Below are 13,232 nucleotides of genomic sequence, written 5' to 3' on the forward strand. Positions count from 1 at the left end.
TTTACAGTCTCTAAATTACTTGCAAGTTTCTAATATGTTTATAAACTCTCTACTTCAGTTGTATTTACTTTTTCAATTTGTTCTATTTTTCTGTTCTTATTTTTTGTCGCGCGATAAAACAGTAAACAAACAATCATAAATGGGATACCACAATACAATGCCATTCTTTGTTCTGGAATAAAGGCCATACCAACGATTACCGTTAAATTTAATACTAGTGCAAGAAGCGGTACAAATGGATACAATGGTGTTTTAAATTTCAAGTCCTTAACATCCCCGCCCTGTTTAATGTACGACCTTCTAGCTAATAAGTTAGATAATGCAATAGATGCCCAAACTAATATCGCTCCAAACCCAGCAATAGAAAGTAGCCATAAATAAACTGTATCTTCCGCATAAATACCTGATAGTAATGAAAGACACCCTACAAACGTACTTACAATCAAAGCATAAATAGGAACGCCGTTTTTAGATAACTTCCCAAAAATCGGGCTAATCATTCCTTGATTAGACATAGACCATAGCATACGAGAAGTTGCATATAATCCTGAATTCGCAACGGATAATACCGCTGTAATAATAACAAAATTTATAATATCTGCCGCATAAGGAATACCAATTTTATCAAATACAACAACAAACGGACTTTCTATCACGCCTGCCTGCTGCCAAGGAAATAGTCCAGCAAGAATAAAAATAGATAGTACAAAGAAAACAAGTATGCGCCAAACAGTATTATTAATTGCCTTCGGGATTGTTTTCTCTGGATTTTCACTCTCACCAGCCGCAATACCAACTAGTTCCGTTCCTTGAAAGGAGAAATTGACTGCAATCATCGTAACTAAAATGGCTGATAATCCATTTGGGAACAATCCACCGTAATCAGTAAAGCTAGAGAACATCGGTGCCGGTTCATTTCCTTTCATATCTAGAAAACCAAACATTGCTGCCCCGCCCAAGATAATAAATGCAATAATTGTAATTACTTTAATACTTGCAAACCAGAATTCAACTTCCGCAAAGCTTCTTGAAGATAACGCATTAATAGCAAAGAGCAGTACTGCGAACACTACACACCAAATCCATGACGGTACATCAGGAAACCAGCGTTTCATCAAAATACTAACTGCAATTAATTCAATACCTATCGTAGCAGACCAGTTTAGCCACGACATCCATCCGACTACATAACCCGCTGCAGGGGAAATGTGCTTTGTAGCATACGTTTGATAAGATCCTGCGTCAGGCATCGCAACAGCTAGCTCACCAAGACAGAGCATCGTTAAATACATAACAAATCCTCCGACAAGATATGCTACAATCGCTCCTCCAGGTCCAGCTTCATGAATTGTATAACCAGATCCTAAAAAAAGACCAGTACCAATAACTCCTCCAAGTGCAATCATAAATATGTGTCTGCTTTTCAATTCTCTTTTTAATCCTTGATTTTGATCCATCATATAAATCCCCCCTTTTCACTTTGTAAACCCATTTCATGTAAGCGTTTTTATTTTTTGTAGTAAAAATAATGATTTAAACGAGCAAAAATACATATCACTTATATTAATCACTGCCTGTTACTAAAAGATCGTCCCTCACTGTTATTAATAATTTTTGATCAGCGATAGCTTGTCCCTCTACTACTTCTAATGATTCGATATAACCACTGATTCCTATCTTAATTTCTACTTTCTGTTTATCTATTGTTTCAATTAGCGCTAATTTCTCCCACTCGTATACGTAAGAATTTTCCGTAACGAATAACTTCTCTACTTTCCCGTAACAAGGACTATACACGCCTTCTATAACCGTCTTCACTTTATAAACTCCTCCTTCTTATTAATTGCCATTGGAACGTTGCATATCCTGTAAAGATCCATATTCTCCCCTCTAGAGATTTTGAATATTATTTATGCAAAATACGTACCAATCTCTAATTCGCATATAAAATAAGAGTTTTGCACAAAAAAATCTGCCTAACTGCAAAATTTTCTATCGTTTTAAAAGAAAAATAGCAAAAAAATTTTGCGATTTTATAAGAATTTTAATAAAATTATAAAAAGTCAGTCTTCATAGGGTGAAACGAGGAGAAGATGATACATGCATACAGAAGAAATTAATTTTAAACAGATTATTGAAATGAATATGCTATATGAAACTTTACTCAATGAACTCGATATCGGGATTCATATTATTAATGAGGAAAGTAAAACAATTATCTATAACCGCAAAATGATGGAAATTGAATCAATGGACCGCTTAGATGTGCTACATAAGAGTCCTTTAGAGGTTTTTGCATTTGAAGAAAATGAAAATAGTACTCTTATAGAAGCATTAAAATTTGGAAAAACAAACAAAAATATAAAACAAACGTATTTTAACAATAAAGGGCAAGAAATTACGACGATTAATGATACTTTCCCTATAATAGAAAATGGAAAAATTAAAGGCGCTATTGAAATATCAAAAGAGATGAGTCACTTAAAGCAAACAACAAGAATGAACCCTTCACGAAAACAAAATACTAAATTTACCTTTGATCACATAATTGGTGATTCTGGAGCCATTCAATCAATCATTGCGGAAGGAAAGAGAGTAATTCGTACATCCTCATCTATACTTCTCGTAGGAGAAACAGGGACTGGTAAAGAGCTATTTGCACAAAGCATTCATAATGAAAGTCAACGTTCAACAAAACCGTTTATTTCACAAAACTGTGCCGCTATACCTGATACTCTAATGGAAAGCCTATTATTTGGTACGAATAAAGGTGCCTTTACAGGAGCAATAGATAAACCTGGTTTATTTGAAGAAGCAAACGGAGGAACTTTGTTATTAGATGAAATCAACTCATTAAGTCCAACCCTTCAGGCTAAATTGCTACGGGCTATACAAGAAAAAACAATACGAAGAATCGGAGGTACACAAGAAAAGGAAATTGATGTTCGTATTATAGCAACTATCAATGAAGATCCCTTCACAGCCATTACACATGATCGACTAAGAGAAGACTTATATTACCGATTAAGCGTCGTTACTTTATGCCTTCCGCCTTTACGGGAACGAAAAGAAGATATTCCAGCTCTTGTTCAGCACTTTATCGAAAAGTACAACATTCAATTTGGACTCGATGTAACAGATGTAGATGTACATGTAAGGGATTTCTTGTATGCATATGATTGGCCTGGAAACGTACGAGAATTGGAACATATCATTGAAGGTTCAATGAATTTAGTTGAAGATGAAAATATTATTACAGCGTTTCATCTTCCCACTCGCTTTCGCGAACGAATAAAAAAAGAATTCAATATACACCCTTCACTAACTAATAACGATACTGATGCACCTAAAACGTTAAAGCACACAATAGCAGAAATGGAAAAGAACTATATCAATCAAATTCTTAAAGAGAATGATGGCAACATCTCACAAGCTGCAAAATTTTTGGGATTAAGTAGACAAAATTTACAATATCGAATTAAAAAACTGCATTTACACATTTAAAATGAACCTTTCTCGTAGCGTTACCATTTGGTAAAATATGTTATGATGAATATATAACATGCTAGAATGGGGCGATATATATGAGTAATAATAATAAATTAAAGCTATTACAATACTTATACTTTTTCCCTGCCATGCTATGTATGATGTTATTCATTAGTACTGATATGAGTAGCTTTCCTTACGCAAAACTTTTAGGAACAATTAGCGGCTCCTTTGCAGCTATTATGCTTGCTGCTTTTTGGAATTTGAAGATACGTATGAAGAAAGAGAAATCTTCTTAACGCCAAAATATAAAAAAATCGAGCCTACACAGCTCGATTTTTTTACTTATTATTAAAACTCAACATTCTCCAAATACAAACCACTCGCCTCTGCAAGGCAATTAATTTGATTACGTTGTTTCGCCTCTAAAATATTTGGAATTGCTTTCGCATCTAATTGACCTAATCCAACTTCAATTAATGCTCCAACAATTTTTCGTACCATGTTATGAAGGAATCCGTTACCACTTACTCTAATTTGTACAAATCCTGCCTCTTCCATCACATCAAGTGAATATACTTCTCGAACCATAGACTTTTTCTTTGATTTCGCATTTGAAAAAGCAGTAAAGTCATGTGAACCAACTAAATGTTTCGCAGCTTCTTTCATACTCGCCACATTTAATTTTTTATTCACATGCATGCTGTATTTACGCATAAATGGATTTGTATGCTCTTCATTCCAAATCTTATAAAGATATGTTTTTGCTTTTGAATTGTAACGAGCATGGAAGCGATCTTGTACTTCTTCTACACTCGTAATGCTAATATCGTTGGGTAAATATTGATTTAAATACTTTTTCACTTTATGTTCTACTAACTTCTCATCACTTTGAAAGTTAGCAACTTGATTCAAAGCATGTACACCAGCGTCTGTTCTACTACAACCGATAATTTCAATTTCTTTTCCGACCATTTCAGATATAACGCTTTCGATTTTTCCTTGAATCGTATTATCGTTATTACCGAGACGTTGCCATCCTTTAAAACGTGCGCCATCGTACTGAATCGTTAATTTATAATTGTTCATTTTATTCTCCTTCATAGAAAATATTCCCTCGTATCGTGAGGGAATATGAATACACTTTACTTTCTAACAAGCTTCACTACATTTTCTACATGAGCTGTATGTGGGAACATATCAACTGGTTGCACATACTCCACTTCATAACTCTTCATTAATGCTTGTACATCACGTGCTAATGAAGAAGGATTACAAGATACGTAAACAACTTGTTTCGGCTTCACTTTTAAAATTGTTTCCAGTAATTTATCATCGCAACCTGTACGAGGTGGATCGACAACAATTACATCTGGACGCCATCCTTCTTTTACCCATTTCGGTAACCATTGTTCAGCTTTACCTGCTTCATATTTCGTATTTGTAAATCCGTGACGCTTCGCATTTTTTCTTGCGTCTGCAATTGCTTCTGGAATTACATCCATACCACGTACTTCCGCTGCATCATTCGCAAGCCAAAGCCCAATTGTACCAACACCACAATACGCATCCACGATTTTCTCGTTTCCTGTTAAAGCAGCTGCTTTTTTCGCTTCATCATATAACACAACTGTTTGTTCTGGATTTAGCTGGAAGAATGCACGTGCTGATAATTCAAATGATAAATCACCAAGCGTTTCTTGAATTACTTCTTTTCCAGCTAATTTAAATGTTTTATCGCCAAAAATAACAGATGTTTTACGCCAGTTTACATTTTGCATAATTGATTTAACAGCTGGCATCTGTTTTTGTACTTCTGCAATAAATTGTTCTTTATTTGGCAACTCTTCTTTTGTTGTAATAAGTGTAACTTGTACTTCCCCTGTTTGAACTGCAGTACGTGTTACAATTGTACGTACTAAACCTTTTTGTTTTTTCTCATTGTAAATAGAAACGTTTAATTTTTCTAATATACGTCTTACAACTTTTGTCGCTTCATTCGTTGCTTTATGTTGAATCATACAGTGAGCGATATCAATTAACTGATGTGAATTTTGTTTATATAGCCCTGTAATAACCTTTTCGTCTTTACGCCCTACTTGTAATTGACTCTTATTACGATAATGCCATGGATTTTCCATACCAAGCGTTGGACGAATTTTCTCTTCTAAACTGTTGTTCATATACTTCTCAAATGCTTGTACAACGATATCACGCTTTTGATTTAATTGTTCTTTATAATCTAAATGCTGCAGCTGACAGCCACCACACTCCTCATATACTGGACACGGTGCTTTCACACGATGTGGTGAAGCTTTACGAACTTTTTTCACTTTCGCTTCAGCGAAGCCACGCTGAATTTTCGTTGTTTCAGCAACAACTTCTTCTCCTGGTAATGCTCCTGGAATGAAAACAACCTGTCTCTTAAAATAACCAACGCCTTCTCCGTTAATCCCAAGACGTTTAATTGTCACAGGAAATGTTTGACCAACTTCCAACTTACTCTCATGTTGTTTTTGTATCATTATTACACCTCTACTCTATACTTTTCCATAAATATAACGCTGCATAACTGCAGTATGGTTCACATTCTTGTTTCACGTTTTCTAAAAACGCATCACTCGGTTTATCCTCTAATTGAAATACACCTTGTACTGCACGCTGAATCCCGATGTCTGCTTTTGGAAACATATTTTTCCGTCCAAGCCCAAACATTAAAAAGTTTTGCACTGTCCATGCACCAATCCCCCTAATTGGTAACAATTGTGCTGCAACCCCTTCTTCTGTTTCGTTTTCTATTCTAGTTAAATCTAACTTACCACCTATAATACACTTTGCTAATCCTACCATATATTCAGCTTTTCGCTGACTAAATTTTTGCTCTCTCAATTCTTCAATTGAAATATTTGCTACTATTTCTGGAGTAGGGAAAAAGAATACACCGTTCTTCTCTGTTCCATATCGTTTTACAAATTGCTCTGTCAGCACAGTAGCAAATTTCAAATTTATTTGTTGATGAATAATACAGCGAAGTAAACACGCAAAATAATCGAATTCTAAAATAATTGGAGTATAAGCATATGTTTCAAATAGTGGACGTAATGATGTGTTTAAAAAATGATTTTGTATATCTTGAAACGAATCATTCCAATGAAAAATGGCCTTCATTCGTTTCATTACTTTCTCCGAATCTCCTGCCTGACTAGAAATCCAAAATTGTGGATTTTGAACAGTACCAATCCCTTGCAAACGGACAACAATCTGTTCCTCGTCTATACAAAGCGGGACATACATGACTTTCTCATCTAATTGAATGACGTTTAGTGGATCAAAAGATAAACGCTTTAACACTTCTTCAAAATGGTACGGATACTCTAACGTAACATGTTCGCTCCACATACGTTTTCCCCATCCTTTTTACACATCATTATAGCATGAGAAAACCGCAAGCATACATGCTTACGGTTGATTGCCTTTTACTAAGTCATCTAGACTTTTAAAATGATACCCTTTCTCGCGCAAATCATCAATGATTTTTGCAAGTGCTTCTGCATTATCTTTTGATATTGCATGAAGTAATAAAATAGATCCTGGATGAATCATCGTCATTACATTATTATGCGCGTATTGCCATCCTCTTTGCTGATCCACTTTCCAATCTAGAAATGCGAGTGACCAAAACACATTATAATAGCCCATTTCTTTCGTAAGAGCTAATGTTCTTTCACTAAATACGCCGCGCGGAGGGCGTACATATTTCACTTCTTTTTGTCCAGTTACTTTTTTGATTTCTTCCGTTACACTCGTTAATTCTTCACGAAGTTTCTCATCATTTACCGCTGTGAAATCAGGATGACTCCACGAATGATTCCCAATGATATGTCCTTCATCTTTCATTCTTAATAGCAAATCTTTTTGCGTTTTAATGTAATGCCCTGTTACAAAGAAAGTTGCCGGTACTTTTTTCTCTTTTAATACATCTAAAATTTGGCCTGTGTATCCATTCTCATATCCATTATCGAACGTTAAATAAATATCTTTTTTCTTTGTATCCCCTAAATAAAATCCACCATTCTTTTGTAGTAAATCTGTATATAATTTCCCTGCATCTGGTACTGTTTCATCTTTAGGACGTGGGATTCCCCAGTTATGTGGAGTATTTGTATAAGCCAATGCCGAAACTGGAACAAGTGCCATCATAATTGAAAAAATGAGACCTATATATAACCATTTATATTTCATAAATAGTCTCCTTTCCATATATAATCGTACCTGTAGTTTCTGTTGCTGTGCATTCTTTCATGCCGAACATGTTTTGCTATATATACCAAAAAAATGCATCTCGAATGATTCGAGATGCATTTTTATTTACTTAAATACCGGTTCTTTAAAGCTTGCTAATTTTTCAAGTGATGTTTTATCAACATCTGCATGTAAGCTATTACCATGAGAGTCCATCGTTACAACTGCTTTAAACCCATCGATACGTAAATGCCACATTGCTTCTGGAATACCGAACTGTAAGAAATCAACATCTTTCACTTCTTTAATACATTCCGCATAATACTGCGCTGCGCCACCAATGGCATTTAAGTAAACACCACCATGTTCTTCTAATGCAGCTAATGTTTTTGCACCCATACCACCTTTACCAATTACAGCACGAATACCGAACTTTTTCATAATATCGCCTTGGTATGGCTCCTCACGAATACTTGTCGTTGGACCTGCCGCTTTAATTTGCCAGTTGTCATTTTCATCTTTTACTACAACTGGACCACAATGATAAATAATTTGTCCATTTAAATCTACAGGACAATCGTTATCCATTAAATACTTATGAATTGCGTCACGACCTGTATACATCATGCCATTAATCGTTACAACATCACCAACGCGAAGTTCACGAATTTGCTCTTCTGTAATTGGTGCTTGCAATACAATCTCACGTTGCTCTGTTTTTTCTTGTGCTTCTTGCTGAAGTGTATCTTCACCTTCTTGATATAGCCAATCCATAATTTCTCCTGTTTCAGGATGGATTTTCACACCTAGGCGACGATATGCCCAGCAATTATATGCAACAGATACATAGAAGCTAGCTGGCAGACGGTTATATACGCCAATTTTACAACCAAGTAAAGTTGTTTCTCCGCCGAATCCCATTGTACCAATACCAAGCTTATTTGCATTTTCTAACACGTACTCTTCAAGTTGTTTTAGCTCTGGTACTGGATTGATGTCATCTAATGTACGGAATAATTGATTTTTTGCTAATTCGTAACCTGATGTACGGTCTCCCCCGATACCGACGCCGATTACACCTGCGCTACATCCTTGACCTTGCGCTTGATATACTGCATGAAGAAGACATTTACGAATCCCTTCTAAATCGCGTCCTGCGCGTCCGAGTCCTTCTAATTCACATGGTAAGCTATATTGAATATTTTTATTCTCACAGCCGCCACCCTTTAAAATTAAACGTGCATCAATATAATCTTTTTCCCATTGTTCAAACTTAATAACAGGTGTACCTGGTCCTAAGTTATTTCCGCTGTTGTCCCCAAACAGAGAATCAACAGAGTTTGGACGAAGTTTACCATCTTTCGTCGCCCGCTCAAGCGCACTATAGATAGCTTCCTTCAGTTTTAATTGATTCACACCAACTGGTGTATAAATTTTAAATGTTGGCATACCTGTATCTTGGCAAATAGGCGAGATATTATCATCAGCCATTTTAATGTTATTCGTAATTGTGCCAAGTGCCATCGCTGAACGAGTCCCTGCATTTTCTCGTTCTTTCGCTTGTTGAATCGCACGACGAACATCTTTCGGTAAATTCGTTGACGTTTCAACAATTAGTTGATACATGCTTTCTTGAAGCTTTTCCATTGTTACTTCCCCCTCAATTGTGAACGCTACCAAAACGTTATGAGATGAAAATTCCATTGTTATACTCTTCAGCTATATATATTTCATGCTATTAAAGGATAAATGAAATTTTTCACAACTTGATTATACCTCTTTTTCTACCGTCCTTCTATTATCCGTACAGAAAAAGGCTACCAATTTTGTATTGGCAGCCTTTTTAATATATTATTCGTCTTTTTTAAATTGCTCACATTTTAATTCTAATTCATCTAACATCGCAAGAAGACGATCTACATCTTCTAACTCTACTTCTTCAGGTTCAATTGTATCAATTACTTCAATGAACATATTTAAACGTTCTTTTAAATATACTAATTGTGTATCTTTATCTTGAATTGCTTTTCCCATGAAGGCACTCTCCTTTTAATTCGAGTTGCTTTTATTATACCGCAAAAATGATTACTATGGACATAAAATTTCATCAATTTTGTCACAGTCATTCATGATAATGTAAGCCCTCTCTCTTTTTCTCCTGAAAAGTTTCACTTTATAAAAAGCACATATTCTTCTATTATAGAGAATGGACAAATTGTTATTTCAATAGTCAAAGGAGTATTTCATATGACGATATCACAAAAAATGAAGCCGATTACTCCTTCTTACGATCCATGGGAAGCGTATATGGACCTTGAAGAGTACGGCAAACTACTATTAACAAACGTTGAGTTTACAACGACAACGTTATGCAATATGCGTTGCGAGCATTGCGCTGTTGGTTACACATTACAGCCGAAAGATCCAAATCCGCTTCCGATGGAGCTTTTATTAAAACGATTAGATGAGATTCCTCATTTACGTTCTTTAAGTATTACTGGCGGAGAACCTATGCTTTCAAAGAAATCCGTCGACAACTATGTAACACCACTCTTAAAATACGCCCATGAACGAGGCGTTCGCACTCAAATCAACTCAAACTTAACTATAGATTTAGCACGTTACGAACAAATTATTCCTTATTTAGACGTACTGCACATTTCTCATAACTGGGGAACAATTGATGATTTCGTTGAAGGTGGATTTGCAATGATGGAGCGTAAACCTACTTATGAACAGCGTGCAAAATTATTTGAACGAATGATTACAAATAGTAAAGCTCTATCAGATGCAGGTGTACTCGTATCAGCCGAAACGATGTTAAACAAAAGAACTCTACCACATATTGAACATATTCATCGTCAAATTGTCGAAGAAATGGGCTGTAAACGTCACGAAGTACATCCAATGTATCCAAGTGATTTCGCGAGCAATCTAGAAATTTTAACAAAAGCTGAAATTCGTGATGCAATTGAACATTTACTAGAAATTCGCGACGAAAATGTATGGATGTTATTTGGGACTTTACCTTTCTACGCTTGTAGCGATGACGAGCGGGACATCGCCACATTTAAAAAATTACAAGAAAGCAAAAATGTAACAGTCCGTAATGACCCTGATGGCCGTTCTCGTTTAAACGTCAATATTTTTGATGGAAATATTATCGTAACTGATTTCGGTGACGTACCACTTCTAGGTAACGTACAAACAAACACACTACAAGAGGCTTATGACAAATGGAGTGCTTCAAAAACAGCAAAATCATTAAGCTGTCACTGTCCTGCAGTAAAATGCCTTGGACCGAACGTTCTTGTAAAAAACAGCTACTATCCAACAGAAGATTTCTTATCAAAAACAGCAAATATTACATTATAAACAAAAAACGTCAGCTTATAAGCTGACGTTTTTACGTTATTGCGAGTGGGAAGAAGAAATGAATTTAAAATATAAATGATCATGAATCGGAATCGCTGCTCCAATTCCCTGCGAGGTAATATTTTTCACAACAAGCCTTTTTTGATTTCCCTTTAACACAAGATACACTTCTCCGAATGTTACTTTTCCTTTTTCATTTACAGCTGGTGTATAAGCGTATAAATACCCAAGTTGACTCGGACTAATATTATACACACGCTCATGTCCCGTTCCATAACCAATCGTTGTTTTAAATGAAAGGGGCAATTGTACCTTTTCAAGCGCTTTTAGAAGCATCATTTTTTTCACATCAGCAGCATCTCTCATATCTGCCGTTAAATCACCCTCAACTGTCTTTTGCGTTTCTTGCTTATAACGAAGTGGGTATAAGCGATCTCCCCCGCGATTATCATACACATTGCGATTCACTTGCTTATACTCCCAATTAATTGATGTATCTATCGATTCATAATTTAATGCCCATTGTCCTAAATAAATTTTTGCCCTGTATCCCACAGCAAGTGGCGCATTTGAAATTGTCGTTTCATTAAACATCCGAATTAAGTCTGGATTTTCAATTGTAATGTTTGCCGTTTTTAATAATTCTTGAGCGAATTTACTTGGCTGTAAACGCGGCAAATCTTGTGCGTCATTTGGAAATGTATTATCTTTTGAAATATTTAAAACAGATGAAGGCACTTTTACTTCTACTGTCGTCTTTGCAAAACTACTGTTAGGAAATAATAAAATAAACGAGACCATAGTTGAAAGACATATGCTGTATACTCTTTTCACCTGTCTGGCTCCTTCCTACGTAAAGGTATATATACTACTTTGTTTATTGTTTTCTCTGGGTACAATTGTTATGCCTATTTTTCATAATAAATAAAAACCAATTCCCATAATGACGTATGCCGCTAATAAAGTGCCTCCTTCAAACCAGTTTGTATCTCCATCATTCGAAATCGCAATTGTTAAGAAAACAGCTGTAATCATAGAAACAAGTTCTGGTATCGTAAATACTAAAGGCATCTTTTGTACAAAAAACATAGACAGAAGCACTAATACAGGAGCAACAAACATCGCAATCTGTAAAGTCGAACCTACTGCGATTTCAACTGCAATATTTACTTTATTTTTATAAGCCATAAGAATTGCGGAAGCGTGTTCTGCTGCATTCCCAACAATTGCGACGATAATAACCCCTATAAATAACTCTGACCAGCCAAACGACTTTGCAACCGTCTCAAATGTATGCACAAGCGCCTCTGACACATAAGCTACCGCAATTGTCGCTATAGCTAAAATGAGTAGTGCTTTTCCTTTCGACCACTCAGGCTCTTCCTCATGAGCTACTTCATCACTCTTATGTTGATATACACCGCGGTGCGTAACTAACTTAAATAGCAATGCAGCAAGGTACATAATAATCATAATAATAGAAACTCCTATACTTAATTGATACGTCTTTCCAGCATCCATCTTCATCGCAAAAATCTCCGGAATAACAAAAGCTACGACAACGGCAAATATTAATAAAGCTGAATTATGCCTTGCATCATACACATTAAAACTTTGTCTTTTATATTTAAGACCTCCTACAAAGAAGGATAGCCCTCCTACTAGTAATAAATTTCCAAGTACAGAACCTGTTAAAGAGGCTAAAACAACTTCAATTAATCCTGCCTGAAGTGCAAAAATTGAAATAATCAATTCAACAGCATTACCGAAAGTAGCATTTAATAATCCGCCTATTCTAGGCCCAGAAACAATTGCCAAACTTTCTGTTGCTCTCCCCATAAAACCGGCTAATGCGATAATAGTAATACAATACACAGCGAACATAATCGTTTGGGGCCAATGAAGTGTTTTCCCAAGTACAGAGAGTGGTACACCTATAAGCGCTACTATCAGAAATATTTTATTAAACATGTTTTTCATCCTTCCATCGTATGTATTTCTCCTCATCATTAATATTATTCTTCTCCTAACTTGTCCGATTTCATCACAATTACGTTTAAAAAATCGGATTGAAGAAAACAGTATGAAAGATATTTAAATTTTCTTGTTTGAACAGGCAGAATTAT

The 13,232-nt window shown here is 35.6% G+C and carries 13 protein-coding genes; 3 read left to right on the forward strand and 10 right to left on the reverse strand.

The genetic code is table 11. The features are described 5' to 3' along the window. Positions 1-38: 38 nt before the first annotated feature. Both ACQKNI_RS20925 and ACQKNI_RS20930 read right to left on the reverse strand, forming a co-directional pair. The gene (locus ACQKNI_RS20925; RefSeq protein WP_088231728.1) at positions 39-1,460 is read right to left on the reverse strand and encodes an amino acid permease; all 1,422 of its coding nucleotides are present in this window, start codon (positions 1,458-1,460) and stop codon (positions 39-41) included. Between the two features lie 103 nt (positions 1,461-1,563). Beyond that, the gene (locus ACQKNI_RS20930) at positions 1,564-1,818 is read right to left on the reverse strand and encodes a biotin/lipoyl-containing protein (protein ID WP_088231729.1); all 255 of its coding nucleotides are present in this window, start codon (positions 1,816-1,818) and stop codon (positions 1,564-1,566) included. Between the two features lie 282 nt (positions 1,819-2,100). Between ACQKNI_RS20930 and ACQKNI_RS20935 the strand changes: the two genes are divergently transcribed. After that, positions 2,101-3,504: a sigma-54 interaction domain-containing protein gene (locus ACQKNI_RS20935; RefSeq protein ID WP_088231730.1), complete on the forward strand. Its 1,404-nt coding sequence runs from the start codon at positions 2,101-2,103 to the stop codon at positions 3,502-3,504. 80 nt (positions 3,505-3,584) lie between these two features. After that, positions 3,585-3,788, forward strand: coding sequence for a hypothetical protein (locus ACQKNI_RS20940; RefSeq protein ID WP_088231731.1), 204 nt, complete (start codon positions 3,585-3,587; stop codon positions 3,786-3,788). Positions 3,789-3,840: 52 nt separating this feature from the next. On the opposite strand, the gene truA is transcribed toward ACQKNI_RS20940, so the two are convergent. From truA to ACQKNI_RS20970, 6 genes are all read right to left on the reverse strand, one after another. Beyond that, positions 3,841-4,578, reverse strand: a complete 738-nt coding sequence (gene truA, locus ACQKNI_RS20945; RefSeq protein ID WP_088231732.1) for a tRNA pseudouridine(38-40) synthase TruA — start codon at positions 4,576-4,578, stop codon at positions 3,841-3,843. Positions 4,579-4,634: 56 nt separating this feature from the next. Further along, positions 4,635-6,014 (reverse strand): 23S rRNA (uracil(1939)-C(5))-methyltransferase RlmD, encoded by a 1,380-nt coding sequence (rlmD, locus tag ACQKNI_RS20950; RefSeq protein ID WP_048563996.1) that lies wholly within the window; start codon positions 6,012-6,014, stop codon positions 4,635-4,637. A 10-nt stretch (positions 6,015-6,024) separates the two neighbouring features. Beyond that, a complete protein-coding gene (locus ACQKNI_RS20955; protein ID WP_088231733.1) occupies positions 6,025-6,888 on the reverse strand; it encodes a DNA-3-methyladenine glycosylase family protein in 864 nt (287 codons plus the stop codon). A gap of 60 nt (positions 6,889-6,948) precedes the next feature. Next, positions 6,949-7,731, reverse strand: coding sequence for a delta-lactam-biosynthetic de-N-acetylase (pdaA, locus tag ACQKNI_RS20960; protein ID WP_088231734.1), 783 nt, complete (start codon positions 7,729-7,731; stop codon positions 6,949-6,951). 126 nt (positions 7,732-7,857) lie between these two features. Continuing rightward, a complete protein-coding gene (gene fumA / locus ACQKNI_RS20965; RefSeq protein ID WP_427282673.1) occupies positions 7,858-9,378 on the reverse strand; it encodes a class I fumarate hydratase in 1,521 nt (506 codons plus the stop codon). A 204-nt stretch (positions 9,379-9,582) separates the two neighbouring features. Beyond that, a complete protein-coding gene (locus tag ACQKNI_RS20970; RefSeq protein WP_000513558.1) occupies positions 9,583-9,765 on the reverse strand; it encodes an SE1561 family protein in 183 nt (60 codons plus the stop codon). 213 nt (positions 9,766-9,978) lie between these two features. Between ACQKNI_RS20970 and yfkAB the strand changes: the two genes are divergently transcribed. Further along, entirely contained in the window at positions 9,979-11,106 is a 1,128-nt protein-coding gene (yfkAB, locus tag ACQKNI_RS20975) for a radical SAM/CxCxxxxC motif protein YfkAB (RefSeq protein WP_088231736.1), read from the forward strand. Positions 11,107-11,142: 36 nt separating this feature from the next. Here yfkAB and ACQKNI_RS20980 read toward each other — a convergent pair whose 3' ends face one another. Further along, positions 11,143-11,940, reverse strand: coding sequence for a YfkD famly protein (locus tag ACQKNI_RS20980; RefSeq protein ID WP_088231737.1), 798 nt, complete (start codon positions 11,938-11,940; stop codon positions 11,143-11,145). Positions 11,941-12,021: 81 nt separating this feature from the next. Further along, positions 12,022-13,077 carry a calcium/proton exchanger gene (cax, locus tag ACQKNI_RS20985; protein ID WP_140417424.1) on the reverse strand — a complete coding sequence of 352 codons (1,056 nt, stop codon included), beginning with the start codon at positions 13,075-13,077 and terminating at the stop codon, positions 12,022-12,024. Positions 13,078-13,232 lie beyond the last annotated feature (155 nt).

Source organism: Bacillus sp. NPDC094064 (assembly GCF_050279585.1).
GTDB lineage: Bacteria > Bacillota > Bacilli > Bacillales > Bacillaceae_G > Bacillus_A.